Source organism: Streptomyces sp. Edi2, from assembly GCF_040253635.1.
In the GTDB taxonomy this organism is placed as follows: Bacteria; Actinomycetota; Actinomycetes; order Streptomycetales; family Streptomycetaceae; genus Streptomyces.
In genome coordinates this window covers 2,702,769-2,728,503 of record NZ_JBEJGX010000003.1, presented here as the reverse complement: position 1 = coordinate 2,728,503, position 25,735 = coordinate 2,702,769, and the positions used below count along the sequence as shown (strand labels likewise).

Sequence of the window (25,735 nt, the reverse complement as noted above, 5' to 3'; positions counted from 1 at the left end):
TCGGTGGGCAGGGGTGCGGGACGGTCCGGCGTGCGGAATACGTCACGGGTTGTGCCCGTTACCGCAGCCGGAGACCGACTGGCAATCGTCGACAGACCGGAAGCAGGGAAACACGCATGAGCACCATCGAGCTCACCAAGGAAAACTTCGACGAAATCGTCTCCGGCAACGATTTCGTCCTCATCGACTTCTGGGCCGAGTGGTGCGGGCCGTGCAAGCAGTTCGGCCCGGTCTTCGAGAAGTCGTCCGAGACGCATGACGACCTCGTCTTCGCCAAGGTCGACACGGAGGCGCAGCCCGAGCTGGCCCAGGCCCTGCAGATCCAGTCCATCCCGACCGTGATGATCGTCCGCGAGAACATCGCGGTCTTCGCCCAGCCGGGCGCGCTGCCCGCTGAGGCTCTGGAGGACGTCATCGGCCAGGCCCGCGCACTGGACATGGACGAGGTCCGCGCCTCGGTCACCGAGGCCCAGCAGAGCGAGCAGGCCGAGGGCGCCGAGCAGGAGCAGCAGGCGCAGGGCTCGTGAGCGACCTCCTTCTGGTCCGGCACGGCGAGACCGAGTGGAGTCGGGACGGCAGGCACACCAGCTGGACCGATCTGCCGCTGACCGCGGTCGGCGAGGAGCAGGCCCGCGCACTGCGGCCGCTGCTGTCGGACCGGAAGATCGGGCAGGTGTACGCCAGCCCGATGAAGCGGGCGCTGCGCACCGCCGAGCTGGCGGGCCTCGCCCGCCCGCAGACCGACGCCGACCTGCGGGAATGGGATTACGGCGGCTACGAGGGCATCGCCACCGCCGAGATCCACCGCAGCCGGCCCGGCTGGTATCTGTTCTCCGACGGTGTCCCCGAGGGGCCCGACGGGCACCCCGGGGAGTCGCCGGAGCAGGTCGGGGCGCGTGCCGACCGGGTGCTGGCGCGGATCGTGCCGCAGCTGGCAGCCGATGAGGGGGACGTGGCGCTGGTGGCGCACGCCCACTTCCTGCGGGTGCTGGCCGCCCGCAGGCTCGGGCTGCCGCCCGGCGCCGGCGGGCTGTTCACGTTCGAGACCGGGGCGGTGGGCGTCCTGGGCACGGAGCACGACCGCCCCGCCGTGGTCGCGTGGAACGCCCGGAATCTGTAGCGGCCGGGGTCTCCGAGGCCTGGACCTGGTGGTGCCTGGAGTCTGTAGCGGCCGGAGTCGGTAGCGCCCGGGGTCTCCGAGGCCTGGACCTGGTGGTGCCTGGAGTCTGTAGCGGCCGGAGTCGGTAGCGCCCGGGGCCTGCGAGGCCTGGACCTGAAGTGCGTGGTGCCGAGCCGGCCCTGCCCGGCCCGGACCTGCATGGCCTGGCCCTGTAGTGCCTGGGGGGTTGGGCAGCCTGAGCGGCCCCCGCGCCCTTACGGGTCCATCGGATCGAGGTGCAGGGGCTGCACCTTCCCCTCGATCATGGCGCCGAGCCCCATGACGGCACAGATATCGGGGCGGTCCGCGGTGTGCACCGGCATGGTCGTGGCCTGATGGATCATCGGCTCCAGTCCGGGGATCAGCGCGCTGCCGCCCGCGAGCACGATGCCGCGCTCCCCGAGGTCGGCCACCAGATCCGGCGGGCAGCGGCGCAGCACCGACCCGATGCCGTCGAGGATCGCGGTCAGCGGGGTGGTGATGGCGTCCCGTACCCGCTCGGTGTCGACGTGCACGGAGCGCGCCATCCCGCTGACCACATCCCGGCCGTGCACCTCGGTGGAGCCGGGGGTCAGGCCGTCGCCGCCGGAGAGGATCAGCTGCAGCGGACGTACCGCCTGGCCCGCCAGCATCAGCTCGTGGTGCAGTCGCAGGTGCTGGATCACCGCGTGGTCGATGGCGTTGCCGCCCACCGGAACGTTCTCCGCCGCCACGATCGAACCGAGCGAAAGCACCGCGACCTGCGTGGTTCCCGCACCACACACCACGATCATGGTCGCCTCCGGCTGCTCCACCGGCAGCCCGGAGCCCACCGCGGCGGCGACCAGGGTGTCGACCAGCTCCACCCGCCGCGCCCCCAGCCCCGTCAGCGTCTCCACGGCCGCCCGCTGGGCCAGCGGCTCGCTGCCGTACGGGAGGCAGACCGCGGCCCGCGTCGAGGGGCGGCGCCGCCAGGTCTTGCGCAGCCGCTCGCCGACCAGGGTGCGCAGCAGCCGCTGGGCCATGTCGATGTCGACGATGGTGCCGTTGGAGACCGGGCGCACCACCCGGATGTAGTCGGGGGTACGCCCGTCCATCACCTCGGCCTGGGCGCCCACGGCCAGCAGTGCCCCGGTACGGGTGTTGATGGCGGCGACGGTCGGTTCATCGACGACCAGCCCCTGGTTCTTCACATACACCCTGGTCCGGGCCGCTCCGAGGTCGACGGCGGCCGAGCACCGCCGCAATTGGGCGAGGCTGATGGTCATGGATGATTCCTCCCCGACGGGCCGGTATGGACGAAAGCGCTCGTGCGGGCCTGTGCGCAGGGACCGCTCGTGCGCCATCCTCCGGTCGTGCGCGGCCGCCCGCCCGCTGGAAAGGTCCGCTCGGGGGAGGGGCAGGGGACGGATCGGGGGCGGTTAGGGCGAAGGAGTGAGGTCGCGGCCGTCGGCCGGTGTGGCGGGGGCCGAACCGGTCAGCCGCTGGTACAGCCCCCAGGTGAATTCCGCGACGATGTCCCGGGGGGTGCCGTCGGGACCGGGGGCGGTGCAGGCCAGCTGCCAGCGGGTGGGGGCGCTGCCCTCCCTCGGACGGGCCGGGGCGAAGGCGCGGGCGACCTCGTCGACCGTGCACGACCAGGGCGTCAGGTCCTCGGTCGTCCGCAGGTCAGGGGCCCTGGCGCCGGGTGCCCGGACGAGCCAGGCGTTCCAGACGGCGCCCCGGGTGCCGGTCAGGACCTCGAAGCGCAGATCGGGCCAGAGCGGAACGGCCCAGGCCAGGGCCTCGCAGGTCAGGTCGCCGATACGGCGGGTGGTGACGCTTTCGGGGGTGCCGAGCAGCGCACGATACGGCTGGACGCCGCCGCGCGCCCGCGGGGCATACATCCGTGCCTGCCAGCGGCGGTTGGCCTCGCGCATATCGGCGCGGGAGGCCCGCAGGGTGCGCAGGGCGTCCTCGACCAGGCCGGGGTGGTGGTCGGCCATCCGGCGCAGCAGGACGAGCTGGAAGGCGACCGGCCCCGGCAGACCGGACGGGGTTCCGGAGCCGGCGGGCGGGTCGGTGTCAGCGGTGCCGTTCATGAGGACATGGTCGTGGACGGAGCGGGATGCGGGGTTGGGGGGAGGGCTGAAGGACCGGGGAGCGCGGGCCGGGGACGGGGACCCGGGGACCGAGGACCGGGGACCCGGGGCCGGCAGTCGGGCGGGGCGCTCAGCCGGCCTCGGCGCCATCACCAGCGTCACCGACCCCGCCTGCCGCGCCGCCATCACCGACCCCGCCGCCCTCACTCGCGTCACCGACCCCGCCGCTGTCACCGCCATCACCGGTCCCGCCCCCGGGCCCCGGCCGCCCCACGAGTGTTTCCATGCCATCGAGCAGACGGGCCAGCCCGAACTCGAAGAGCGAGTCCTGATTCACCACGTCCTCACCGATCGCCGAGACCCCCGCGTACATGGGGTAGGAGCCCGAGGTGAGGATCCCCTCGAACGTCGGCTCCATCGTGGCCATCCACTGCTCCTGGTCCATGCCGGTCTCCTGCTCGGCCTCCAGGTCGTCCTCGAAGCCGGCGGCGGTGGACAGCACGAAGCCCAGCAGCGTCAGCGCCATGTGGATCAGCGTCACCGGGTCCATCCCCCGGACCCGCGCCATGGTCCACTCGATCAGTGCCATCGCCCGCGGCATCGGCTGCGGCCGGGTGATCGACAGGTACTGCGCCAGCCAGGGGTGCCGCCGGTAGAGCTCCCACTGCAGCCGGGCGCCCGCCTCCATCCGTGCGCGCCAGCCGTCCGGCGCCGGTTCGGGCAGCTCGATGTCGAGGAACGCGGCGTCCGCCATCAACAGCACCAGCTCGTCCTTGCCGGCCACATGACGGTAGAGCGCCATCGAGGACACCCCGAACTCGGCGGCGATCCGGCGCATCGACAGCGCCCGCAGCCCCTCGGCATCGGCGACCTTGATCCCGGCCCGTACGACGCTCTCGCGGCTCAGCCCGCTGTCCGTCTCACGCAGCCGCCGCTCCCGAGCGGGCCCGCCGCCGCGGACGGTCCGCTGCGGCTCGGCCACGACCGTGCCCACCCCCGGTACGACCCGTACGAGCCCTTCCTGACGCAGCGTCGTCAGCACCTTGGTGGCGGTCGCCATCGCCACCCCCCACTCCTGGGTGATCCGCCGGGTCGAGGGCACCCGGTCGCCCGGCGCCAGCTCGCCGGTGGCGACACGGCGCCGGATCGCGTCGGCGATCTTGCGGTAGGGGGGTGGGGGCGACTGCTCCACGAGGGGACCTCCGTACTAGTGCACCAGGGCCTTCAAGGGTAGTCCTGCGGGGCGTGAAGGGGGAAAGCGCGCACCCCATCAAGGTGTTGCACTAGGGCCGGTGCACTAGTGTGATGCATCACCAATTCCCTTTGCAGGCCTACTGTTTGCACCGTAAGTGCAACCTGCTTACGGTGTCACCCATGTCGTTTACTCCGTACACACCCAAGCCGGTGGCCGGCCGCCGGGAGTGGACCGCCCTGGGCGTCCTCCTGCTGCCCTGCCTCCTCGTCTCGATGGACGTCTCGGTGCTCTACTTCGCGGTGCCGTTCCTCACCGCGGAGCTGAAGCCCAGCAGCGTCCAGCAACTGTGGATCCTCGACGTCTACGGGTTCGTCCTGGCCGGCCTGCTGATCACCATGGGCGCGCTGGGCGACCGCATCGGCCGCCGCAAGCTGCTGCTGTCCGGCGCTCTCCTCTTCGGGCTCGCCTCCGGGGTCGCCGCCTACGCGCGCAGCGCCGAAATGCTCATCGCCGCACGGGCGTTGCTCGGCATCGGCGGTGCGACCCTGATGCCGTCCACCCTCGCGCTGATCCGCAACCTCTTCCACGACGCCAAGCAGCGCGGCAAGGCGGTCGCCATCTGGTCGGCCGCGGTGACCGGCGGCATCGCGGTCGGCCCGGTGCTCAGCGGGGCGCTGCTGGAGCACTTCTGGTGGGGCTCGGTGTTCCTGGTCAACGCCCCGGCGATGGTGCTGCTGCTGGCCTGCGGGCCGCTGCTGCTGCCGGAGTCCAAGAACCCGGCGGCCGGGCGCTTCGATCTGCCCGGCTCGCTGCTCTCCCTGCTCGCCATGCTGCCGGTGGTCTACGGCGTCAAGGAGATCGCCCGCGACGGCCTGGCGGCGCTGCCCGTCCTCGCCCTCGTGACCGGCCTGATGGCCGCCGTGGCCTTCGTGCACCGTCAGCGCACCGCCCGTCATCCGATGCTCGATCTGGAGCTCTTCCGGCACCGCGGGTTCAGCGTCTCGGTACTGATGAACCTGCTGGCGATGTTCTCGATCGTCGGCTGCGCGGTGTTCTTCACCCAGTACCTGCAGTCCGTACGGGGCATGAGCCCCATGGAGGCGGCGCTGTGGAATCTGCTGCCGACACTCGCGGTGGGCGGGATGGCGCCGGCCGCCACCGCGCTCGCCCAGCGGATGGACCGGGCCTATGTCCTCGCCCTGGGGTGCGGCATCGCGGCCGGCGGCTTCGTCTGGCTGTCGTGGCTGGAGCCGGGCTCGGCCCTGTGGTGCGTCCTGACCGGATCGGCGGTCTACGCCTCGGGCCTGGTGGTGGTGATGTCGCTCGGCAACGAACTGGCCATCGGCCTCGCGCCGCCCGAGCGGGCGGGCTCCGCCTCGGCCGTACTGGAGTCCGGCACCGAACTGGGCGGTGCGCTGGGTATGGCGGTCCTGGGCAGCATCGGGAGCGCGATCTACCGCGGTGACATCGGTGACGCGCTGCCCTCGGGCCTTTCGGCGGACGCGTCGGACGCGGCACGGGAGACGCTGGCGGGCGCCGTGGCGGTGGCCGCTCAACTCCCCGGCCGGGCCGGGGAGATGCTGCTGACCGCGGCCCGGGCGGCGTTCACCGACGGGCTGCGGACGGCGGTGCTGGGGGCGGCGGGCGTCATGGTCGTTGCCGCGGTGCTGGCGCTGACGCTGCTGCGGGGGCTGCGGACGGCGGGAGTTACGGGGGAGCCGGACGCTTCCGGAGTGGCCGGTGCGCAGCAGGGCGCGGCAGTCGAGGAAGGGGCAGGGGGAGGGGCAGGGGCAGGGGGAGGCGAGGGGGCAGTGGCAGAGCCAGAGGCGGGAGTGGATGCGGCCGGTGCGCCTGCGTCCTGACTGCCCTCACCGTCTGGCTACGGACCTCATCGACTGGCTACGGACATCTTCGACCGGACAAGTCCTGGGCCACCGGCTCACTTGACCGGCGGGCAATATCCGGTCTTCTCGCCGATGGTGTTGATTTCGGCGTTGGAGCGGGTGTCGCCGGCGTAGTTGATCTGGTCGGTGCAGCTGGTTCCGGGCTTCTTGGGGGTGCCCTTCGGCTTGTCGCTCTTCTCCGGTGCCGGGCAGTGCCCGGTGTCCTCGCCGATGGTGTTGATTTCGGCGTTGGAGCGGGAGTCGCCGGCGTAGTTGATCTGGTCGGTGCACTTCGTCCCGGACTTCGCGGGGGTGCTCTTCGACGCGTCGCCGGCGGAGTTCCGGGCGGTCTTGGCCTTGGGGGAGGGGGACTGGGTGGCCTGGGTGGAGGCGGTGGACGAGGAGGCGTCGGTGCCTCCGTCCTGGCAGGCGGTGAGCCCGAATGCGGCGACAGTGATCACCATGGCGGCGGCGGCCTTGCGGGCGAGGTGGAGCGTGGTGTGCGACATGGTCTTTTCGTTCTCTCCAGGTAGCGCTTCGGGTTCGTGAAGCAAGACTGCCATCCGCCGTTGATGATCTATCGCCGTCCGGCTAACGCCTCGCTAACGCCCGAGGCGACCGTCGCCCCCCGGGGCCGTGCCGGTTCACTCGGGCGCGACGCCCAGCATGCGCTGGAGCAGTTCCTTCAGCAGTGTCCGCTCGGCGACCGTCAGTCGGCCGAGGGGTTCGCGGGCGAAGTGGAGCGAGGTACGCAGCGCCTCGGCCGTGCGCGCGCCCTCGTCGGTGGGGGCGGCGAGCTTGACGCGGCGGTCGGACGGATCGGGGCGGCGCTCGACCAGGCCGCGGGACTCCAGGCGGTCCACGATGCCGGTGACGTTCGACGGCTCGCACTTCAGGCGCTCCGCGACCTTGCGCATGGGCAGCGGTTCGAGGCTGAGCAGGCTGAGCACCCTGGCCTGGGCGCCGGTGAGGGAGTGCTCGGCCGCGGCGAGCTCGTACTCCTCGTAGTAGCGGGCGACGACGGTACCGATGAGGTCGACGACCTCGACGGTCAGGGAGTCTGCGCGGGGGGTCATGCACACGAGGATACCCATTTACTTGACAACATGAAATATCGAGGAGCATGGTTGTTTCAGTACCTGAAGCTTTTGGAGGATCGCGCTATGTCCGCACTGCCCACGACCGGCCGCGAATGGCACCTCGTCGCCCGCCCCCACGGCTGGCCCACTCCGGAGGACTTCGCACTGCGCGAGGCCGCGGTGCCCGAGCTCGGCGAGGGCCAGATCCTCGTCCGTACGCAGCACTTCTCCGTCGACCCGTACATGCGCGGCCGGATGAACGACGTGAAGTCCTACGTCCCGCCCTTCCAGCTCGACCAGCCGATGGACGGCGGCGCGGTCGGCGAGGTCATCGCCTCGCGCGACGACTCCCTCGCCGTCGGCGACCATGTGCTGCACGGCCTCGGCTGGCGTGAGTACGCGGTGCTGGACGCGAAGCGCGCCGCCAAGGTGGACCCGTCGCTGGCTCCGCTCACCGCCTACCTCGGCGTGCTGGGCATGCCGGGCCTGACTGCCTACGCGGGCCTGCTGGAGGTCGCGTCCTTCAAGGAGGGCGACGCCGTCTTCGTGTCCGGCGCGGCCGGTGCGGTGGGCAGCGAGGTCGGCCAGATCGCCAAGCTCAAGGGCGCCTCCCGCGTCATCGGCTCGGCCGGGTCCGACGACAAGGTCAAGCTCCTGGTCGAGGAGTACGGCTTCGACGCCGCCTTCAACTACAAGAACGGCGATGTTGCCAAGCAGCTCAAGGAGGCCGCGCCGGACGGCATCGACGTCTACTTCGACAACGTCGGCGGCGACCACCTCGAAGCGGCCATCAGCTCCCTCAACGTCCACGGCCGCGCCGCCATCTGCGGCATGATCTCGATGTACAACGCCACGGAGCCGAGCCCCGCCCCGCGCAACCTCGCGATGGTGATCGGCAAGCGGCTGCGCCTGCAGGGCCTGCTGGTCAGCGACCACGCCGCGCTGCAGCCGCAGTTCGTCGAGGAGGTCTCCGCCTGGATCCGTTCCGGCGAGCTCAAGTACAGCGAGACCAAGGTGGCCGGCATCGAGAACGGCGTCGAGGCGTTCCTGGGCCTGCTGCGCGGCGAGAACACCGGAAAGATGATCGTGAGCCTCGACAGCTGACGGCGGTTGACGGCAACTGACGACGGCTCGCGGCGGCGATACGACGGCGACGCGGCGGCGACTCGCGGCGGCCTGGGGGCAGGGGAGAGGTGGGGTGGGGCGGGGGGAGAGGGGAAGCCCGAGGGCTGCCCACCTCCGACTCGCCCCGCCCGCCTCACCCCCGCCCCCTTGCCCCGCCCGTTAGGCTCGGCGGCACGCCGTCGCGATCCGTGGGCGCGAGTCGCGGCGAACCACAGGAGGATTCGGTATGTCCATCCAGTCCGTCGATGTCGTCTACACCGCCGTCGCCACCGCTGAGAACGGCCGTGACGGCCGCGTCGCCAGCGATGACGGCAAGCTCGACGTAATCGTCAACCCGCCCAAGGAGCAGGGCGGCAGCGGCGCCGGCACCAACCCCGAGCAGCTGTTCGCGGCCGGCTACAGCGCCTGCTTCCAGGGCGCGCTCGGCGTCGTCGCCCGCCGGGAGAACGTCGATATCTCCGGCTCCCGGGTGACCGCCAAGGTCGGCATCGGCAAGGCCGCGGACGGCGGCTTCGGCCTCACGGTCGAGATCTCCGCCGCGATCCCGAACGCCGACGCGGCCACCGCCCGCGACCTGGTGGAGAAGGCGCACCAGGTGTGCCCGTACTCCCGCGCCACCCGCGGCAACATCGAGGTCACGCTGACCGTCGTCTGACCCCGGCCCCGGAGGTCGCGGACGCCAGGGGCCCGCGGGCACCAATGGCCCGTGGGCACCAGAGTTCGCGGACACCGAAGGCCGTGGGTGCCGGAGGCCCGCGGGCACCGGAGTTCGCGGACGACGGAAGCCCGCGGACGCCGAAGGTCACAGGCGCCGGAGGCCCGTGAGCGCCAGAGGCCGCGGGACACCAGAGGCCGCGGGACACCAGAGGCTGTGGCCCCGGAGGTCACGGACACCGGAGGCCCGCCGGTAGCGGACACCGGACGCCCGCCGGTACCGGAAACGTAAGCCAGGAGAAGTGAAGCCAGGGGCCGTATCCCGTGAGCGGGGTGCGGCCCCTGGTGTGTCTGCCGGTTTCCGACGGCGTGGCGTCAACTCGCGCTATTCTGGCGGGGCTTCACCACGTTCCTCCCCACAGCTCCGCCGGCGGCCGGCCGGTGGGGGCCCTGGTCTCCGGGGCCTGTCCGGAGGAGCGAGGAGGAGCGATGGACGATCAGGACACGGAGCAGGAGAGCGACCGGTGGGCGCCGTCTGACAGATGGCAGGTGGTCATCGGGGTGCTGGGCCTGCTGGTGGCGATCGTCGCGTGTGTGGGGCAGTTCGCCCGGTAGTTGCCGGAGGGGCCCCGTGGGTCCGGACACGGCCGGTGCCCGTCGTCGAGGCGGGACAGCCAACGGGGGAGTGCCCGGGCTCGACAGGTCCCGCACCCTCCCACCGCGTCGTGATGTGACGTAGCCAACATTCACGGTGTCTTGACGCGCGCCCCGTGTAATCGATTTCGTAGCCCCCGCGAATCCCTCACGAAATCGATTACACATCGATCATGCGAAGCCGCTCCCGCACCGGAAGCGCTCGCACGGACAGAACGGCAACGGCGCCATGGCGAACATCAAGGATGTGGCAGAACGGGCAGGGGTCTCCGTCGCCACGGTCTCCCGCGTCCTCAACGGCCACAGCCCGGTCGCGGAGACCCGCGAGCGGGTGCTCGCCGCCGTACAGGAGCTGGGCTACCGCCCCAACAACGTCGCCCGCGCGCTGCGCACCGCACGGACCGGCGCGCTCGGTCTGATCATCAGCGACCTCACCAACCCCTTCTTCACCGAGCTGGCCGACGCCGTCGAGGACGAGGCCCGCAGCCTCGGCTACAGCCTGGTGATCGGCAACGCCGGCGAGCGCCCCGCGCAGCAGGACGACTACATCCGCACCCTGCTCGACCGCCGGATCGACGGCCTGCTGGTCAGCTCGGCCGGCACCGGCTCGGCGATGCTCAGCGAGGTCGTCGCCTCCGGCACCCCGCTGGTGCTGCTGGACCGCACCGTGCCCGGCATCGACGCCCCCTGCGTACGCGCCGACGGCCGCGCCGCGCTCACCGAGCTCGCCGCCCACCTCGCCGCCCTCGGCCGCCGCCGCCCGGCGATCATCGTCGCCCCGGCCGGCACCCCCACCGGCGACGAGCGCCTGGATCTCTTCCGTGCGGCGCTGGCCGGGCACGGCATCGCCCTGCCCGACGAGCGGGTCGGCGCCACCCCCGACCTCCAGCACACCGGCGGCCGGCAGGTGATGAGCGCCTTCCTCGACCTCCCCGAACCGCCGGACGCGGTGCTGGCCACCGACAACCTGATGGCGCTCGGCGCGATGGACGAACTCCGCGCCCGCGGGCTGCGGGTCCCCGACGATGTGGCGCTGGTGGTCTATGACGACGTGCCGTGGTTCACCCACACCGATCCGCCGCTGACCGCCATCGCCCAGCCCACCCGCGGACTCGGGCGGGCCGCAGTCCACACCCTGCTGGAGCGCATCGAGGGGCGGCCCGCCGACTCGGTGCTGCTGCCCGCCCGGCTGGTCACCCGCCGCTCCTGCGGCGAACTGCCCGCCCCCTGAGCAGGCCCGCCCGGCGCCCGGGACCGGCACTCCGGTCCCGGCTCCCCCGGCCGGGCGGGCCAACCGAGTCAGTTCCGCACAACCCACCCGAGGAAGAGAGGGGCAGCGCATGACCGGCGTCAACGACGACGAACCGGGCGGCCGCGAACTGCTGCGCGTGGAGGGGGTGACGAAGTCGTTCCCCGGCGTCCGCGCGCTGGACGGCGTGGACCTGACCCTGCGCACCGGTGAGGTGCATGTCCTGCTCGGCGAGAACGGCGCGGGCAAGAGCACCCTCATCAAGATGCTCTCCGGCGCCCACCGCCCCGACGAGGGCCGCATCCTCGTGGACGGCGACGAGGTCACCATCCGCTCGGCGCAGGACGCCGAACGGCACGGCATCGCCACCATCTACCAGGAGTTCAACCTCGTCCCCGGGCTGACCGTCGCCGAGAACATCTTCCTGGGCCGCCAGCCGCGCACCGCGCTCGGCCTGGTCGACCGGAAGACGATGCGGGCACGGGCCGCCGAGCTGCTGCGGCGCGTACGGCTCGACGTCTCCCCGAACACCCCGGTCGCCGAACTGGGCATCGCCCGCCTCCAGATGGTCGAGATCGCCAAGGCGCTCAGCCTGGAAGCGCGCGTCCTGATCATGGACGAGCCGACCGCGGTCCTGACCTCCGAGGAGGTCGAAACCCTCTTCGCGATCGTCCGCGAGCTGCGCGACTCCGGCGTCGGAATCATCTTCATCACCCACCACCTGGACGAGATCGGCGCCCTCGGCGACCGCGTCACCGTCCTGCGCGACGGCCGCTCCGTCGAGGAGGTGCCGGCCTCGACGGACGAGGACGAGCTGATCCGCCTCATGGTGGGCCGGGACATCGCCGAGCAGTATCCGCGGCAGCGTCCCGAGACGCCGGGCGCGCCCCTGCTGCGCGTCCGCGGTCTGACCCGCAACGGCACCGTGGCCGGGCCGGTCTTCGAGGGCATCGACTTCGAGGTGCGGGCCGGCGAGGTCGTGGGTCTCGCCGGGCTGGTCGGCGCGGGCCGCACCGAGGTGGCCCGGGCGGTCTTCGGCGTCGACCGCTACGACGCAGGGACGGTCGAGATCGACGGCAAGGAGCTGGCCCGCGGCGATGTCCGTGCCGCCATGCGCGCCGGGCTCGGCCTCGTGCCGGAGGACCGCAAGGGCCAGGGCCTGGTCATGGACGCCTCCCTCCAGGACAACCTCACCCTCGCCCGCCTCGACCGTGACACCCGCGGCGGGCTGGTGGACCGGGGCGCGCAGCGGCGCGAAGCGGCCACCGTCGCCGGGCAGTTGAAGGTCCGGATGAGCGGGCTGGGGCAGAGCGCCCGCACCCTCTCGGGCGGCAACCAGCAGAAGATCGTCATCGGCAAGTGGCTGCTGGCGGACACCAGGCTGCTGATCCTCGACGAGCCGACGCGCGGTATCGACGTCGGCGCCAAGGTCGAGATCTACCAGCTCATCAACGAACTGACCGCGTCCGGCCGCGCGGTGCTGATGATCTCCAGCGACCTGCCCGAGGTGCTCGGTATGAGCGACCGGGTGCTGGTGATGTCGCAGGGCCGGCTGGCCGGAGAGCTCTCGGCCGAAGAGGCCACCCAGGACGCCGTGATGGAGCTGGCGCTCCAGTCCCCGCACGGCACGAGCACGACCACGAAAACGAGCACGAAGCACCACGACGAGAGCGCGATGGAGGGCTCCGATGTCCACTGAGCTGAAGAAGGGAGCCGCCGCCGAGGCGGTGGGCCGGGCACCGGACCGGGACGGCGCGGGAGCGTGGTTCTCCCGGGCGGTCCTCAGGAACGGCCCGCTCGGCGGGCTGATCGCCCTGGTCGTGGTGATGGCGGTGCTGTCCAGGGACTTCCTCAACGGCCAGAACCTCCTCAACGTCGGCGTCCAGGCGTCGGTCACCGCGATCCTCGCCTTCGGCGTCACCTTCGTGATCGTCTCGGCCGGTATCGATCTGTCCGTCGGCTCGGTCGCCGGGCTCTCCGCCACCGTCGTCGCCTGGGCGGCCACGGGCGAGGGCCTGCCCGTCTGGATGGCGGTACTGCTCGGCCTGGCGGTCGGCGCGGGGGCCGGTCTGGTCTCCGGCGCGCTGGTCGCCTACGGCAAACTGCCCGCCTTCATCGCCACGCTGGCGATGCTCTCGATCGGCCGCGGTCTGGCCCTGGTCATCTCCGGCGGCTCCCCGATCCCCTTCCCCGGCTCGGTCGGCGCGCTCGGCGACACCCTCGGCGGCTGGCTGCCGGTGCCCGTCCTCGTCATGATCGCCATGGGGCTGATCGCCGCGCTGGTCCTGGCCCGTACGTACACCGGCCGGGCGATGTTCGCGATCGGCGGCAACGAGGAGGCGGCCCGGCTCTCCGGCATCCACGTCAAGCGCCGCAAGCTCGTCATCTACGCGCTGTCCGGGCTGTTCGCCGCGGTCGCCGGCATCGTGCTCGCGGCCCGGCTCACCTCCGCCCAGCCGCAGGCCGCCACCGGCTACGAGCTGGACGCGATCGCCGCCGTCGTCATCGGCGGGGCCAGCCTCTCCGGCGGCTCCGGCAAGGCCTCCGGCACCCTCATCGGCGCGCTGATCCTCGCCGTCCTGCGCAACGGGCTGAACCTGCTGAGCGTTTCGGCGTTCTGGCAGCAGGTGGCCACCGGTCTGGTCATCGCGCTGGCGGTGCTCCTGGACACGCTGCGCCGCCGGAGCGCGCGATGAAGGCTCCCGTGAACGCCCCGACGAACGCCCCGAAAGACGACCGGCGCGGCGCCCGGAGGACCGGCCGCAAGACCGCACCCGCGGCCGTACGCGCCACTGCACACGGGACAGCACGCCGGACCGCCTGGCTCAGGATGCCGCTGGCGGCCGGGCTGGCCGCGACCGTCGCCCTGGGGCTGGCCGGCTGCGACCGCGGCGGCAACACCGACCTGGGCCTGGCGCTGTCGACGATGAACAACCCGTTCTTCGTCGGCATCAAGAAGGGCGCCCAGGCCGAGGCGGACGCCCGCCACCTGCACCTCAACATCACCGACGCGCAGAACGACCCCACCCAGCAGATCAACCAGATGGAGACGTTCACCAGCCAGAACGTCAAGGCGGCCATCATCAACCCGGTCGACTCCGACGCCGCCGTCCCGGCCGTCGGCGTCGCCAACCGGGCGAAGGTGCCGGTGATCTCCATCGACCGCGGCGTCAACGGCGGCAAGGTCGGCTCGACCATCGCCTCCGACAACGTCGCGGGCGGCCGGCTCGCCGCGAAGACGCTGGCCGATTCGCTCGGCGGCAAGGGCAAGGTGGCCTTCCTGGAGGGCCAGGCCGGCACCTCCGCCGCCCGCGAGCGCGGCCAGGGCTTCGAGGAAGGCATCAAGAAATACCCCGGCATCCAGGTCGTCGCCCGGCAGCCCGCGGACTTCGACCGCACCAAGGGCATGGACGTGATGACCAACATGCTGCAGGCGCACCGCGACATCGGCGGGGTGTTCGCCGCCAATGACGAGATGGCGCTGGGCGCGTCCAAGGCGCTGGGCGGCCGCTCGGGCAAGGACGTGAAGGTGGTGGCGTTCGACGGCACACCGGACGGCGTCACCGCGGTCCGCAAGGGCACGCTGACCGCCACCGTCGCCCAGCAGCCGGAGCTCCTGGGCAAGCAGGCCGTGGACTGGGCGCTCAAGGCCTCCCGTGGTGAGAAGCTGCCGCAGTCGGTCAGAGTGCCGGTGGTGCTGGTGACGGCGAAGAACGCCGCGAAGTTCGACGGCTGAGAGTGCGGCCCGGCGGGTCGCCGGGCCACGACGGAGGAGAGAAATGGGAGAGCGGCGCATGTATGACGTCCTGGTGGTCGGCTCGGCCAACGCGGATCTGACGGTACGGGTCGAGCGCCGGCCCGGCGCGGGCGAGACCGTGACCGGCACGGATCTGGTCGAGTCGGCCGGCGGCAAGGGCGCCAACCAGGCGGCCGCGGCGGCCCGGATCGGCGGACGCACCGCGCTGCTGGCGCGGGTCGGCGGCGATGCCTACGGCGAACTGCTGCTCGGCGCCCAGCGCGACGCGGGCACCGACGTCAGCCCGGTGATCGTGGACGACGCGGCCCGCACCGGCACCGCCATGATCCTCGTCGACCCGGACGGCGACAACAGCATCGTGGTCTCGCCCGGCGCCAACGCCGCCCTCACCCCGCAGGACGTGGCGGCGGCGAAGGACACCATCGCCGCCGCCTCGGTGGTCTCCCTCCAGCTGGAGATCCCCATGGAATCCGTACGCGCCGCCGCCGCGGCCGCCGAGCAGGCCGGCACCCGCGTCGTCCTCAACCCCTCCCCGGCACCCGAGGCGGCCGCGCTGGCCCCCGAACTCCTCGCGACAGCCGACCCGTTGGTGGTCAACGAGCACGAGGCGCGGCAGCTCTCCGGGCTCGCCGACGGCACGCCCGCCGCGTGGGCGCAGGCGCTGCGCGAGCGGGGCGCTCGCTCCGTCGTGGTCACCCTCGGCGGCGACGGCGCGCTGGTCCTGGACGCCTCGGGGGCCACCGAGGTCCCGGGCGTACGGGTCAAGGCCGTGGACACCACCGGGGCCGGCGACGCCTTCACGGGCGCCCTCGCCACCCGCCTGGCCCGCGGCGAATCGCTGCCCGAGGCGGCGCGCTTCGCCGTACGGGTGGGCGCCGCGGCCGTCACCAAGCCGGGCGCCCAGCCGTCCTATCCCACCCGGGCCGAGCTGGAGGTGCTGGCGCCGGAGGCGGCGCAGGGCTGAGACGCGTGCCGGCGCCCGAGCCGGCGCGGGGATGGGGCCCGGAGTCGCATGGCCAGGCAGCCGGACGGGGCAGGCCGGCATACAGGGGCGGGAGGCAGGGGCGGGAGGCAGGAGAGGGCTGGACCGGGAGCGCTGGTCCGGCCGAGCGCCGGCCGGGGAGCGCTGCGCCGGGCGGCGATCCGTTGCTTACTGCCGGTTTATGGGTCCTTTGGGCAGGATGGGTGCTGTGGGGCAACTGTCGTGTGCCTTACGGGATCTGAGGAAGGACCAGCAGTGCGCCTAACCCCCGTCCCGGTCTCGGTCGCCGTGCCCGCGTCGCCGGGTTTCCGGGGCTGATGACCGTGACCGTCTCCACCCCGTCCTCTCCGTCCTCTTCATCCCCGCCGTCCGCGCCGGTGGCCGTACCTCCGCGGCCCACCCGGGCTCCCCGGCCGGCGGACCACCGTCCTGCGCCGTGGCTGCGGCCGACCATCCGGATACGGCTCGCCCTGCTCTACGGCGGCATGTTCCTGATGGCGGGGGTCGTGCTGCTCGTCATCATCTACTTTCTGGCGGCCCGGACCCTCAAGGAGGGCACCCCGGAGTTCAGGGTGTTCGGCAGCAACGTCAGGCTGGGCAACATCAGCTGCCCCGACCTGCCGTCGGTCGCCTCGCTCGACGAGATCAACTCGGCGATCGGCCGCTGCCTCCGCAACCAGCGTGAACAGGCCCTGCACACCTTCCTGAACAGCTCCGTGCTGGCGTTGCTGGGTCTGACGGTGGTGGCGTTCGCTTTCGGTTATGCGATGGCGGGGCGGGTGTTGTCGCCGTTGGGTCGGATTACGCGGACGGCTCAGCGGGTGGCGGGTTCGGATCTGCACCGGCGGATTGAGCTGGGGGGTCCGGATGACGAGCTGAAGGAGCTTGCGGACACCTTTGACGAGATGCTGGACCGGTTGGACCGGGCGTTCGAGTCGCAGCGGCGGTTCGTGTCGAATGCTTCGCACGAGTTGCGGACGCCGTTGGCGATCAACCGGACGTTGCTGGAGGTGCAGCTGGCGGATCCGGGGGCGTCGCCGGAGCTGGCGCAGCTGGGCAAGACGCTGCTGGCGACCAATGAGCGCAGTGAGCAGTTGGTGGAGGGGCTGTTGCTGCTGGCGCGTAGTGAGAACAAGGTCGTGGACAAGAAGCCGGTCGACTTGTCGGAGGTGGCTTCGCAGGCGGTGGAGCAGAGCCGTGAGGAGGCGCAGGGCAAGGGGGTGGAGTTGCGGGGGGTGCGCGGGCAGGTGTTCGTGCAGGGCAACGGGGTGCTTCTGGAGCGGATTGCGTTGAATCTGGTGCAGAACGCGGTGCGCTACAACGTGCCGGAGGGGGGCTGGGTGGAGGTGACCACCGAGTCGCAGCCGGGGTGTGCGGTGCTGGTGGTGTCCAATACGGGTCCGGTGGTGCCTGCCTATGAGGTGGAGAACCTTTTCGAGCCGTTCCGGCGGTTGCGTACCGAGCGCACCGGTAGCGACAAGGGGGTCGGGCTGGGGCTGTCCATCGTGCGCTCGGTGGTGCGGGCGCACGACGGCACCATCACGGCCCAGCCCCGCGAGAACGGCGGCCTGATGATGCGCGTGGTGCTGCCGCTGTAGATGCGGGACGGGACGGGGCGGGACGGGAAAGGGGAGGGGCCGGGACCGGACGGTACGGGACCGGGGCCCGGTACGGGATGGGCCGGGCCGTGATGCGGGGCGGCCGATACCGCTCGCCCCGCTACCGCTCGGCCGGTTCCCGCGGTCCGTACAGCGCATGGTCCGCGCCGGTCGCCAGTGCCCAGTAGCGGTCACCGTAGGACCAGTGCCACCACTCGGTCGGGTAGTTGACCAGCCCGGCGGCGTGCAGCGCGGAGTTCAGCACCCGCCGGTGGGCGCGGGCGGCGGGCGTCAGATCCGGCGCCCCCGTGTAGCAGGCGCCGTTGCTCTCCTCGGGAGAGGCATCGATCGGTGTCCCCATGTCGACTTCTTCGCCTTCCGCGGTGACGAGGGTGAGGTCCACCGCGCCGCCGGCGCTGTGCGGTGAGATCTCGGGCGGCGACACAAAGCGGCTGGCGGCCCGGTGGATGCGCCCGGCATCCCAGTCGGGGTGCGCGGCGCGCAGTCTGTCCGCGTACCCCTCGAAGTAGCGGCGCTGCAGCGCCGGCGGCCGGTAGCCCTCGACGATCTGCAGCCGCAGCCCGTCCGGCAGCGTCTCCTGTGCCGCCAGCAGCCGTTGCAGCACCCCCGCGCGCAGCCGTGCGAAGTCGCCCTCCGCGTCCTGGCTGTCGGTGGCCACCAGCAGCCCGGGCGCCGCGGTCCGCACGTCCAGCAGCGGCTCGTCGCAGTCCTGGACGGGGACCGCGGCCACCGCCGGGTCGGCCATCAGCGTGATCCGGTCGCGGGCATCGCTCAGCACCAGCTCCGCACCGTCACCCGGCACCGGCACGTTCCACCCGGCTGCCTTCGCCACCTGCTCGCCGGACGGCAGCCAGGCGCCGCTCAGGCCACATCCCGAGCCGGAGCTCCCGGCCCCCGTGCCGTTGGCGAGCAGCACCTGCAGCCCGTGCTCGCGCGCCAGCTGCCCGTACTGCGCCACCCGCTGCGCCGAGTCGTGGAAGGAGCTGGCGAGGTACACCCCGCAGCCGTCCGCCGCGGCCCGCGCCGGTACCTCGGGAAAGCTGTTGTCGAAGCAGGTGGCGAGCGCGAACCGGATCCCGCCCAGGGTGAAGCGGCCGTCGGCGGTGCCCGGCGCGAAGAGGGCGCACTCGCCCTCTCCTTCGCCCCCGAACAGATGGACCTTGTCGTAACGGGTGATCAGCGCACCGTCCGGTCCGAGGACGAACGAGGAGATCGTCGGGCGGGCCCCGTCAGCGGCACGGCCCGCCGCGTTCACCACCGCCGCGACCCCCGTCGCCCGGCACGCCTCGCGTATCGGGGCCAGCCGGGCATCGTCCCCCGTGACCGTCATCCCTGCCGGATCGGCGGCTATCAGGTCCCGGTCGTAGTGCGTCAGCGCGAGTTCGGAGAACACCACCAGACCCGCGCCGCGTGCGGCGGCCTCGGTGAGGAGCGCGGCCATCCGCGCGGCATTGGCCTCGATATCGCCCGGTACCGGGAGGAATTGTGCGGCAGCAATGATCATTCGCTCATGATGCCCGGGTTCGGCCGGTGCCGGGCCCGGGCGAGGGAGCCGGGGAGCCGGGGGCGAGGGAGCAGGGAAGCCGGGAAACCGGGAAACCGGGAAACCGGGAAACCGGGAAACCGGGAAGTCAGGAAGCCGACGGGCCTCGTCCACGCCGTAGTTCCGGCAGTGCCGACAGCGCCTGCAGCCCCCTGAGGAAGCCGGCGCGGTCGGCGGCCGGCAGCTGGGCGAGCAGTCGCTCCTCGCCTTGCTGGATCGCGGACTGCACCCTGTCCCGCAGCCGCCGGCCCTCGGGGGTGAGCGACAGCAGGCGCACCCGCCGGTCCGCGGGATCGGGCTGACGGTGGATCAGCTCCCGGGTCTCCAGGTCGTCGAGGACGGCGATGATGCGGGTCTTGTCCGCCCGGATGGCCTCGGCCAGGGCCGCTTGGGTGCGGATCGGTGTCTCGTCGAGGTGCAGCAGGACCGAGTACGCCCACATCGTCAGGCCGTGCGCATCGAGGACCGGCTGCTCGGCGGCCATGAGCGCACGCCCCAGGGGCACGATCATCGCCGCGAGATCGGGACGGGCCGGCCGCCCCCCGGGTGAGGTGCCGCTGTCGGCTGCTTTCTCGGCTGCGTTCTCGGCCATGGCCAAGAAAATACCCGTTGACAAATTATGTGCTCGCGCAGATCGTAAGCGCATGCATACGGATACGCCTGGCGGGGATACGCCCGCACCGCACGCGGACTTCGCACGGCTCCGGCGCCTCGACGCCCGGGCGGTCCGGGACAGCGTGGCCCTGATGAGCCGGACGACCCCCGCCGACCTTTGCAGGCCGACCCCTTGCTCGGCATGGACGCTGGCCGATCTGCTCGCCCATATGACGGCCCAGCACAACGGGTTCGCGGCGGCAGCGCTCGGGCACGGACAGGACCTGTCGCACTGGTCGGTCGGGCCGCTCGGCGAGGACCCCGTCGCGCAGTACCGCACCGCGGCCGGACACGTCATCGCCGCCTTCGCGACCGTGGAACGCCCCGACCGTCCGTTCACCCTCCCGGAATTCAGCGGTGCCCAGACGTTTCCCGCCGCCCGCGCGATCGGCTTCCACCTCATCGACTACGTCATGCACAGCTGGGATGTCGCCCGCACCCTGGGCCTCACGTACGCACCCACTGCCGAACTCCTGGACGCCGCAGCGCCGATCGCCCACGCCGTCCCGGATGACGACTCCCGGCTGGCCCCGGGCAGCGCCTTTCGGCCGCGCCTGTCCGCGGACCACGGCACGGGTCCACTGGAGAGCATCCTGGCGGCTCTCGGCCGTTCGCCGGACTGGCGCGCCCCCCTTCGGTGATCAGCACGCCGGACCGGCGGCGGACCGTCCGGAACTCCAGCACCCGGCACCCAGCACCCAGCACCCAGCACCCAGCGCTCAGCACCCAACGCTCAGCACTCAACGCCCGGCACTCAACACCTGAGGATTGGCGTCGGCGCCCTCGGTGTTGAGCAGTACGACCGCGCGGGTGCTGTGCTCCGCCAGCGCCGCGCGGCGTCCGGCGCCGGAGGTCAGGGCGGCCCGGGCGCCGGCCAGCGAGGCGGCGCCGCAGGGGCCGGCGGAGAGTCCGAGCGCTGCCAGGTCACGGGCCGCCCGGGCGCTGTCGGCGTCGGTGACGGCGACAGCGGCGTCGAGGCCGTCGCGCAGCAGGGGCCAGGCGGCGCTGGAGGGCGTGCCGCAGTTGAGCCCGGCCATGATGGTGGTGCCGGTGGAAACCGTGGTCGGGCGGCCGGCGGTCAGGGATGTCAGGACAGCCGCGGCGGTGTCCGGTTCGACGCTCAGCACCGACGGCGGCGGGGCGTCCCGCGGGGCGCGGTAGTGGCTGACGGCGGCCTGCGCCAGTGAGCCGACGCCGACGGGGACAGCCACCAGCCCGGCGGGCCCGGCGCCCAGCGCGCGCAGTTGCGCATCGGTCTCGTCGAAGAGCGTGGCGTAGCCCTCGATGATCCACCCCGGTATCCGGGTGTATCCCGGCAGGGCGGTGTCCTGGACGAGGACGGCGCCGCGGGTGCGCGCGGCGGTGTCGGCAGCCCGGTGTACGGCGTCGTCGTACGACCCGTCGACCCGTGTCACCCGGGCGCCCTCATGCGCGATGGCGGCGGCCGCAGCCGGGTGCACCGCAGCGGGCACGAAGACCTCGGCGGTCAGGCCCAGCAGCCGGGCGGTACGGGCCACGGCGCGGCCGTGGTTGCCGTCGGTGGCGGTGACGAGCCGTTCGCCGGGCGTTTCGGCCAGTGCGCGGTGGATCGCCCAGGAGGCTCCCAGGATCTTGAACGCGGGCAGGCCGAGCCGGGCGGACTCGTCCTTGACGAACACCCGGTGCACTCCCAACTCGTCGGCCAGTGTGGGTAGTTCGCGCAGCGGCGTCGGTGCGTAACCGGGCAGGGTGGCGTGGAATCCGATCGCCTCACGCGGGGTGGGCGGACAGGTCCAGGAACGGGCGGACGGCTGTGCGTACCAGTGAGAAGTGGGCATGGGGGGCACGCTGCCGCACCGCCGTCCCCACGGTCCAGCACATCTTTTCGAGCGATAATCGTCGGAAAAACCGAACGATGGAAGGGCGTTGGACCCGGACATGCTCGATCTTCACCGGCTGCGACTGCTGCGCGAGCTCAAGCACCGCGGCACCCTCGCCGCCGTCGCGGCGGCCCTCTCGTACAGCCCTTCCTCGGTCTCGCAGCAACTCTCGGTGCTGGAGGCCGAGGCGGGCGTGGCGCTGCTGGAGCCGGTGGGACGGCGCGTAAGGCTGACCGAGCAGGCCGAGATCCTTGTGGCGCACACGGAAGTTCTGCTGGAGCGCCTGGAGCGGGCCGAGGCCGATATCGCCGCCTCGCTGGCCGCCGTCACCGGCACGCTGCGGGTCGCCGCCTTCCAGACGGCCGTGCTGGCGCTCGTCCCGCCGGCGCTCACCCTGCTGCGCGAGGAACACCCGGGGCTGCGCGTCCACGTCCTGCAGGCGGAGCCGGAGGCGGCGCTGCCCGCCCTGCTCGCGCGGGATGTGGACCTGGTCGTGGCGGAGGAGTACCCGGGGCACGCGGTCGCCCGCCCCGCCGAGGTGGACTCGGCGGAGCTGTGCGGCGACGAGATGCGACTCGCCCTGACGCCGGACAGCGCCTCCCGGACGGACGGGCCGGCGGCGGCACTGCGCGCGCTCTCCGGCCGGCCGTGGGTCATGGAGCCGGCGGGTACCGCGTCCCGGCGGTGGGCGACGGCCGTGTGCCGCCAGGCCGGCTTCGAGCCCGACGTGCGGTTCGAGTCGCCCGATCTGCTGGTGCAGCTGCGGCTGGTGGAGCAGGGGCACGCGGTGGCTCTCCTGCCCGATCTGCTGTGGGGCGGGGGCGCGCCGAGCGTGCCGCTGCTGCCGCTGCCGGACGGCGGCCGCACCCGGCGGCTCTTCACTGCCGTACGGCACGGCAGTGAACGCCACCCGGCGGTCCGGGCCTGCCGTTCGGCGCTGCAGCGCGCCGTCGGGCGTGCCCGCTGCCTGCCCTGAGCAACCGGCAGGCCCGGTTCCGCCGGCTCTACCTCCGCGCGCCCGGCGCCGCTGCCGCACCCGGCGCCGCCCCCGTCTGCGAGGTCGCCCCCGTCTGTGAGGCTGCCCCCGTCTCCGAGGCCGCCACCGTCAGGATCGCCCGTACCTGCTCGGTGATCGCGACCCGGTGCTGGACGAAGTCCGGATCGGTGACCCGGCCGTGCGCCGGGTCCGTGTTGCCGGGGCCGAACTCCAGCACGGGGGTGTGGAGATGCCCGCCCGGGAGGGCCGGGCGCACCGCGTCCCTCAGTAGCGTCGCCCGGTAGGCGATCTCATTGGACAGATAGTCCCCGCCGCCCCCGGCACGGGCCGTGGACCCGGGAGTCGGCCCGTCCGGCCGGTCGACCGGCCCGGTGCCGCCCGCCGGGATCTCCGTGACCTCGGTGTGGTCGACCACGGGGAAGGGCCCGGTCCAGGCCGCCACGATCCGTGCGTACGGCAGGCTGGTGGTCGTCCACTGCGGCTGCGGCCGCACGGTCGGCACCCCTGCCGGAATCGGCACGGTCTCCGTACGGGATTCCCGTGCGTTGTCCGGATAGCCGCCCCGCCAGGCCCCGTTGGTCCGCTCGACGTCGAACCGCCCGGGCCGCCCCTGGCTGATCGTCGTGAACAGATCGGCCTGCCGCGCCCCGCTCCGGAAGTGCGGGAGCAGCGTGCGCTCCACCGTGCCCTCCGCGAAATCGGCCCACCGTACGGGGAAGACCGCGGTCTCGATCCGGGCCGGCTGCCCGGAGGCGGTGCGTACCGTCGTCCCGTCCAGCGCGAGCGCCGCCGCCCCCGACGGATTGCTGCGCCGGGCGTCGGCGTCCAGCTGGAACGGGTCGAATCCGGTCACCACGATCCGCAAGATGTGCTTTCCCGCGGGCAGTTCGATCGAGTCCTGGCCGCGCGAGCCCCGCTCCAGCGACCCGAGGAGGGCGCCGCGCTCGGACTCCGTCAGGCCGAAGCCCGGCTGCCACTGCCGTAGTTGCCTGGTCATTCCCAGTCGCGCCCAGTACAGCGGCCGGTCGTCGTCCCGGCTCAGATCCCCGCCGTCGGGCCCGCGCCCCTGCGCCCGGTCCACGGCCCGCCGCCACAGCGCCCGCCCCGCGTCGGCGACACGGCGCCGGGCTTCGCCGTAGCTGGTCACCCGGGCCAGCCCCTGCTCGAACTCCCGCTCCACCGCGTCGAATCCACTGCGCCGCAGGATCTCCTGCGGCGCGGCTTGCGTCAGCCGCCCCTCCTCCACCGTGACATCGGCCGTGACATCGGCCGTGACATCCGCCGGGGCGGCCACGGCGTCCGGCGCCGCCAGGCACAGTGGGGCGGCGGCCAGCAGCGCGACACCGAGCGCGCCCATCCTGGTACGTATGCGTCTCATGGGGGTGAGTAAAGCGGTGCGCACGGCGGGGCGGTAGAGCTCCTCGGCCTCTGCCCGGCGCCCTGCCCCGTATCCGCCGAGAGGCCGAGGATAGGGTTCCTGATTCGGCCCGGTCCGGCCCACCGCCGCGTCCGGCGACAGGCACGAGACTCAGGGGGATCTCTGTGGCCACCCCGCCACCACCGCACGGCCCGCACCCGTACGCCCCACCGCCCGCGGGGCCTTACCCGCAGCAGCCTGCCGGTGCCGCTCCGCACCAGCCGCCGGGTGCCTACCCGCACCAGCCCGCCGGCCCGTATGCCCCGCAGCCGGGATACCCGGCCCAGGCCCAGGCCCCGTCACCCCCGTACGCCCAGCAGCACCCGCATCCGCATCCGTACGCCCACCAGCACCAGCAACACCAGTACCCGCACCCGCAGTCGCCTCCGCACCCGCAGCCGTACGCCGTCGTTCCGGGCTGCCAGTTCTGCGGTGCTCAGCCCGCCGTGCAGGCCACCGTGCGCGGGCATCAGGGCCTCCTCTTCCTGATGCGGTTCCTCAGCCGCCGCGGCATGTTCTGCCGCTCCTGCGGGCTGGCCACCTATCGCGAGATGTCCGCGAAGACGCTGTGGCAGGGCTGGTGGAGCCCGCTGTCCGTGGCCATCACCCCGCTCACCTTGCTGATGAACCTCGGCCCCCGGGGCCGGTTCCGCAAACTGGCCGCTCCCGCAGGCGGTTTCCGGCCCTCGCTCGACCCGGGCAAGTCGCTGCTGCGCCGCCCGGAGGCGATGCTGTTCCTGGTGCCGATGACCCTCGTGGCGGTGGCGATCCCGGCCCTGCTCGCACTCGGCCTGTTCGTCGACGGGGCCGGCATCGGGAAGGCGCCCACCCTCGCCGTCGGTGACTGCGTACGCAACGAAGGTGACTGGCAGGACCAGGACCTGGAGGTCGTGGACTGCGGTTCGGCCGACGCGCAGTACAAGGTGACGCGCAGGCTCGACACCTCGAAGGCCCACTGCGCCGGCGGTGACATGCTCGCCGATCCCGAGTACAGCCCGGACAAGTTGACGATTTCCTGCCTTTCCCCTGCCCGGTAGCGGCGCCGGGAGGGTCACCCCACGCCCGGCTCCTCGCCGGATCCGGCGCCGCCCTGCCCTCCTGCCTGCCCGAGCAGCGCCAGGAAGTCCCGGAACGCCGCCGGCATGTCCACCTCCTCCGGGTCCAGCAGCCACTGCAGTTGCAGGCCGTCCATCACGGCGGCCAGCAGCGGCGCCGCCCGCTCGGGGGACAGGCCGCCGGGCAGCGTGTCGCCGTGCTCGGCGCGCAGCACCTCGGCCATCGCGGCGCGTACGGCGCGGAAGCGGGATTCGAAGAAGGCGCGGGCGGGGTGGTCCTCGGTGACGCTGTCGGCGGAGAGCACCGTGTAGGTCTGGACGATGCCGGAGCGGGTGGCGTTGTAGTCGACGAGCTGGGCGAGGGCGTCGGTGCGCAAGGTGCCGGACGCCACGGCGGCCGAGGCCAGGTCCCAGCGGTCGCGCACCTCCAGCACGCCGACCAGCAGCAGCTCCTTCGTCGGGAAGTGGTGCAGCAGCCCCTGCTGGGTCAGTCCGGCGCGCTCGGCCACGGCGGCGAGGGAGGTACGGCGGTAGCCGCGCTCGGCGATGAGCTCCATGGCGGCCTGCAGGATGGCCTCGCGCCGCTCCGCGCGCCGGGCCTCCCGCCCGCCACCGCCCCGCCGGGCGCCCGCCCCGCCTCCGTGGGATTCGTCCTGGTCTGGTGCAGTCACCGGCCGAGCGTAACTCCCGCGTGGAGATCCCGTACGACTGGTGTATCGGAAAAGTAACGACGCCTACCGGCCGGGAGGTAGGGCGGCGAGAATCGCGGCAAGGGGGCCGCACGTCCAATCAGG

General features: G+C 72.6%; 24 protein-coding genes and 1 pseudogene. 14 read left to right on the top strand and 11 right to left on the bottom strand.

Going from position 1 to position 25,735, the window contains the following annotated elements; translation table 11 throughout:
- The first annotated feature begins 116 nt into the window (after positions 1-116).
- Positions 117-527, top strand: a complete 411-nt coding sequence (gene trxA, locus ABR737_RS15430) for a thioredoxin (RefSeq protein ID WP_350250753.1) — start codon at positions 117-119, stop codon at positions 525-527.
- Positions 524-1,120, top strand: a complete 597-nt coding sequence (locus ABR737_RS15425; protein WP_350250752.1) for a histidine phosphatase family protein — start codon at positions 524-526, stop codon at positions 1,118-1,120. The genes trxA and ABR737_RS15425 overlap by 4 nt, the downstream gene beginning before the upstream one ends.
- A gap of 254 nt (positions 1,121-1,374) precedes the next feature.
- On the opposite strand, the gene ABR737_RS15420 is transcribed toward ABR737_RS15425, so the two are convergent.
- From ABR737_RS15420 to ABR737_RS15410, 3 genes are all read right to left on the bottom strand, one after another.
- Positions 1,375-2,406 (bottom strand): rod shape-determining protein, encoded by a 1,032-nt coding sequence (locus ABR737_RS15420; protein ID WP_350250751.1) that lies wholly within the window; start codon positions 2,404-2,406, stop codon positions 1,375-1,377.
- 153 nt (positions 2,407-2,559) lie between these two features.
- The gene (locus ABR737_RS15415; RefSeq protein WP_350250750.1) at positions 2,560-3,219 is read right to left on the bottom strand and encodes a hypothetical protein; all 660 of its coding nucleotides are present in this window, start codon (positions 3,217-3,219) and stop codon (positions 2,560-2,562) included.
- Between the two features lie 130 nt (positions 3,220-3,349).
- Positions 3,350-4,411 carry a TetR/AcrR family transcriptional regulator C-terminal domain-containing protein gene (locus tag ABR737_RS15410; protein WP_350250749.1) on the bottom strand — a complete coding sequence of 354 codons (1,062 nt, stop codon included), beginning with the start codon at positions 4,409-4,411 and terminating at the stop codon, positions 3,350-3,352.
- 182 nt (positions 4,412-4,593) lie between these two features.
- Here ABR737_RS15410 and ABR737_RS15405 point away from each other — a divergent pair, with 182 nt between their 5' ends.
- Positions 4,594-6,276, top strand: coding sequence for an MFS transporter (locus ABR737_RS15405; protein WP_350250748.1), 1,683 nt, complete (start codon positions 4,594-4,596; stop codon positions 6,274-6,276).
- A 77-nt stretch (positions 6,277-6,353) separates the two neighbouring features.
- Here ABR737_RS15405 and ABR737_RS15400 read toward each other — a convergent pair whose 3' ends face one another.
- Both ABR737_RS15400 and ABR737_RS15395 read right to left on the bottom strand, forming a co-directional pair.
- The gene (locus tag ABR737_RS15400; RefSeq protein WP_350250747.1) at positions 6,354-6,806 is read right to left on the bottom strand and encodes a hypothetical protein; all 453 of its coding nucleotides are present in this window, start codon (positions 6,804-6,806) and stop codon (positions 6,354-6,356) included.
- Between the two features lie 135 nt (positions 6,807-6,941).
- Positions 6,942-7,373: a MarR family winged helix-turn-helix transcriptional regulator gene (locus ABR737_RS15395; protein WP_350250746.1), complete on the bottom strand. Its 432-nt coding sequence runs from the start codon at positions 7,371-7,373 to the stop codon at positions 6,942-6,944.
- An 87-nt stretch (positions 7,374-7,460) separates the two neighbouring features.
- Here ABR737_RS15395 and ABR737_RS15390 point away from each other — a divergent pair, with 87 nt between their 5' ends.
- The 8 genes and pseudogenes from ABR737_RS15390 to ABR737_RS15355 all read left to right on the top strand — a co-directional run bounded on the left by ABR737_RS15390 (position 7,461) and on the right by ABR737_RS15355 (position 17,395).
- Positions 7,461-8,480 (top strand): NADP-dependent oxidoreductase, encoded by a 1,020-nt coding sequence (locus ABR737_RS15390; protein ID WP_129296564.1) that lies wholly within the window; start codon positions 7,461-7,463, stop codon positions 8,478-8,480.
- Between the two features lie 247 nt (positions 8,481-8,727).
- Positions 8,728-9,156, top strand: a complete 429-nt coding sequence (locus ABR737_RS15385) for an organic hydroperoxide resistance protein (RefSeq protein WP_350250745.1) — start codon at positions 8,728-8,730, stop codon at positions 9,154-9,156.
- Positions 9,157-9,644: 488 nt separating this feature from the next.
- Complete coding sequence (locus tag ABR737_RS15380) at positions 9,645-9,770, top strand: hypothetical protein (protein WP_018088072.1); 126 nt, start codon at positions 9,645-9,647, stop codon at positions 9,768-9,770.
- 268 nt (positions 9,771-10,038) lie between these two features.
- Positions 10,039-11,040, top strand: coding sequence for a LacI family DNA-binding transcriptional regulator (locus ABR737_RS15375; protein ID WP_350250744.1), 1,002 nt, complete (start codon positions 10,039-10,041; stop codon positions 11,038-11,040).
- A 109-nt stretch (positions 11,041-11,149) separates the two neighbouring features.
- A complete protein-coding gene (locus ABR737_RS15370) occupies positions 11,150-12,757 on the top strand; it encodes a sugar ABC transporter ATP-binding protein (RefSeq protein ID WP_350250743.1) in 1,608 nt (535 codons plus the stop codon).
- A 127-nt stretch (positions 12,758-12,884) separates the two neighbouring features.
- A pseudogene (locus ABR737_RS15365) lies at positions 12,885-14,794 on the top strand (ABC transporter permease/substrate-binding protein).
- A gap of 58 nt (positions 14,795-14,852) precedes the next feature.
- On the top strand, positions 14,853-15,779 hold the full coding sequence (locus ABR737_RS15360; protein WP_350256792.1) for a ribokinase: 927 nt from the start codon (positions 14,853-14,855) through the stop codon (positions 15,777-15,779).
- Between the two features lie 335 nt (positions 15,780-16,114).
- Entirely contained in the window at positions 16,115-17,395 is a 1,281-nt protein-coding gene (locus ABR737_RS15355; protein ID WP_350250742.1) for a sensor histidine kinase, read from the top strand.
- Positions 17,396-17,516: 121 nt separating this feature from the next.
- On the opposite strand, the gene ABR737_RS15350 is transcribed toward ABR737_RS15355, so the two are convergent.
- Positions 17,517-18,920 (bottom strand): nitrilase-related carbon-nitrogen hydrolase, encoded by a 1,404-nt coding sequence (locus tag ABR737_RS15350; protein WP_350250741.1) that lies wholly within the window; start codon positions 18,918-18,920, stop codon positions 17,517-17,519.
- Positions 18,921-19,047: 127 nt separating this feature from the next.
- Positions 19,048-19,551, bottom strand: a complete 504-nt coding sequence (locus ABR737_RS15345) for a MarR family winged helix-turn-helix transcriptional regulator (protein ID WP_350250740.1) — start codon at positions 19,549-19,551, stop codon at positions 19,048-19,050.
- A 52-nt stretch (positions 19,552-19,603) separates the two neighbouring features.
- Here ABR737_RS15345 and ABR737_RS15340 point away from each other — a divergent pair, with 52 nt between their 5' ends.
- Positions 19,604-20,254, top strand: a complete 651-nt coding sequence (locus tag ABR737_RS15340; protein ID WP_502964328.1) for a TIGR03086 family metal-binding protein — start codon at positions 19,604-19,606, stop codon at positions 20,252-20,254.
- 99 nt (positions 20,255-20,353) lie between these two features.
- Here ABR737_RS15340 and ABR737_RS15335 read toward each other — a convergent pair whose 3' ends face one another.
- On the bottom strand, positions 20,354-21,430 hold the full coding sequence (locus tag ABR737_RS15335) for a pyridoxal-phosphate dependent enzyme (protein WP_350250738.1): 1,077 nt from the start codon (positions 21,428-21,430) through the stop codon (positions 20,354-20,356).
- A gap of 100 nt (positions 21,431-21,530) precedes the next feature.
- Between ABR737_RS15335 and ABR737_RS15330 the strand changes: the two genes are divergently transcribed.
- Positions 21,531-22,448 carry a LysR substrate-binding domain-containing protein gene (locus ABR737_RS15330; RefSeq protein WP_350250737.1) on the top strand — a complete coding sequence of 306 codons (918 nt, stop codon included), beginning with the start codon at positions 21,531-21,533 and terminating at the stop codon, positions 22,446-22,448.
- Between the two features lie 28 nt (positions 22,449-22,476).
- On the opposite strand, the gene ABR737_RS15325 is transcribed toward ABR737_RS15330, so the two are convergent.
- Together ABR737_RS15325 and ABR737_RS15320 are read right to left on the bottom strand one after the other, a co-directional pair.
- The gene (locus tag ABR737_RS15325; protein ID WP_350250736.1) at positions 22,477-23,847 is read right to left on the bottom strand and encodes a pyroglutamyl-peptidase I; all 1,371 of its coding nucleotides are present in this window, start codon (positions 23,845-23,847) and stop codon (positions 22,477-22,479) included.
- Positions 23,848-24,185: 338 nt separating this feature from the next.
- Complete coding sequence (locus ABR737_RS15320) at positions 24,186-24,356, bottom strand: hypothetical protein (RefSeq protein ID WP_350250735.1); 171 nt, start codon at positions 24,354-24,356, stop codon at positions 24,186-24,188.
- Here ABR737_RS15320 and ABR737_RS15315 point away from each other — a divergent pair.
- Entirely contained in the window at positions 24,345-24,923 is a 579-nt protein-coding gene (locus tag ABR737_RS15315) for an LppU/SCO3897 family protein (protein ID WP_350250734.1), read from the top strand. The two genes, ABR737_RS15320 and ABR737_RS15315, sit on opposite strands and share 12 nt — an antisense overlap.
- Before the next feature lie 14 nt (positions 24,924-24,937).
- Here ABR737_RS15315 and ABR737_RS15310 read toward each other — a convergent pair whose 3' ends face one another.
- The gene (locus ABR737_RS15310; RefSeq protein ID WP_350250733.1) at positions 24,938-25,612 is read right to left on the bottom strand and encodes a TetR/AcrR family transcriptional regulator; all 675 of its coding nucleotides are present in this window, start codon (positions 25,610-25,612) and stop codon (positions 24,938-24,940) included.
- Positions 25,613-25,735: the final 123 nt, after the last annotated feature.

What these genes read in the sequence shown, in the direction of transcription:
- trxA (WP_350250753.1), top strand. Translation starts at nt 117, where the DNA reads ATGAGCACCATCGAGCTCACCAAGGAAAACTTCGACGAAATCGTCTCC.
- ABR737_RS15420 (WP_350250751.1), bottom strand. Translation starts at nt 2,406, where the DNA reads ATGACCATCAGCCTCGCCCAATTGCGGCGGTGCTCGGCCGCCGTCGAC.
- ABR737_RS15415 (WP_350250750.1), bottom strand. Translation starts at nt 3,219, where the DNA reads ATGAACGGCACCGCTGACACCGACCCGCCCGCCGGCTCCGGAACCCCG.
- ABR737_RS15405 (WP_350250748.1), top strand. Translation starts at nt 4,594, where the DNA reads ATGTCGTTTACTCCGTACACACCCAAGCCGGTGGCCGGCCGCCGGGAG.
- ABR737_RS15400 (WP_350250747.1), bottom strand. Translation starts at nt 6,806, where the DNA reads ATGTCGCACACCACGCTCCACCTCGCCCGCAAGGCCGCCGCCGCCATG.
- ABR737_RS15395 (WP_350250746.1), bottom strand. Translation starts at nt 7,373, where the DNA reads ATGACCCCCCGCGCAGACTCCCTGACCGTCGAGGTCGTCGACCTCATC.
- ABR737_RS15390 (WP_129296564.1), top strand. Translation starts at nt 7,461, where the DNA reads ATGTCCGCACTGCCCACGACCGGCCGCGAATGGCACCTCGTCGCCCGC.
- ABR737_RS15385 (WP_350250745.1), top strand. Translation starts at nt 8,728, where the DNA reads ATGTCCATCCAGTCCGTCGATGTCGTCTACACCGCCGTCGCCACCGCT.
- ABR737_RS15380 (WP_018088072.1), top strand. Translation starts at nt 9,645, where the DNA reads ATGGACGATCAGGACACGGAGCAGGAGAGCGACCGGTGGGCGCCGTCT.
- ABR737_RS15375 (WP_350250744.1), top strand. Translation starts at nt 10,039, where the DNA reads ATGGCGAACATCAAGGATGTGGCAGAACGGGCAGGGGTCTCCGTCGCC.
- ABR737_RS15370 (WP_350250743.1), top strand. Translation starts at nt 11,150, where the DNA reads ATGACCGGCGTCAACGACGACGAACCGGGCGGCCGCGAACTGCTGCGC.
- ABR737_RS15360 (WP_350256792.1), top strand. Translation starts at nt 14,853, where the DNA reads ATGTATGACGTCCTGGTGGTCGGCTCGGCCAACGCGGATCTGACGGTA.
- ABR737_RS15355 (WP_350250742.1), top strand. Translation starts at nt 16,115, where the DNA reads ATGACCGTGACCGTCTCCACCCCGTCCTCTCCGTCCTCTTCATCCCCG.
- ABR737_RS15350 (WP_350250741.1), bottom strand. Translation starts at nt 18,920, where the DNA reads ATGATCATTGCTGCCGCACAATTCCTCCCGGTACCGGGCGATATCGAG.
- ABR737_RS15345 (WP_350250740.1), bottom strand. Translation starts at nt 19,551, where the DNA reads ATGGCCGAGAACGCAGCCGAGAAAGCAGCCGACAGCGGCACCTCACCC.
- ABR737_RS15340 (WP_502964328.1), top strand. Translation starts at nt 19,604, where the DNA reads ATGCATACGGATACGCCTGGCGGGGATACGCCCGCACCGCACGCGGAC.
- ABR737_RS15335 (WP_350250738.1), bottom strand. Translation starts at nt 21,430, where the DNA reads ATGCCCACTTCTCACTGGTACGCACAGCCGTCCGCCCGTTCCTGGACC.
- ABR737_RS15330 (WP_350250737.1), top strand. Translation starts at nt 21,531, where the DNA reads ATGCTCGATCTTCACCGGCTGCGACTGCTGCGCGAGCTCAAGCACCGC.
- ABR737_RS15325 (WP_350250736.1), bottom strand. Translation starts at nt 23,847, where the DNA reads ATGAGACGCATACGTACCAGGATGGGCGCGCTCGGTGTCGCGCTGCTG.
- ABR737_RS15320 (WP_350250735.1), bottom strand. Translation starts at nt 24,356, where the DNA reads ATGCCCGCGCACGGTGGCCTGCACGGCGGGCTGAGCACCGCAGAACTG.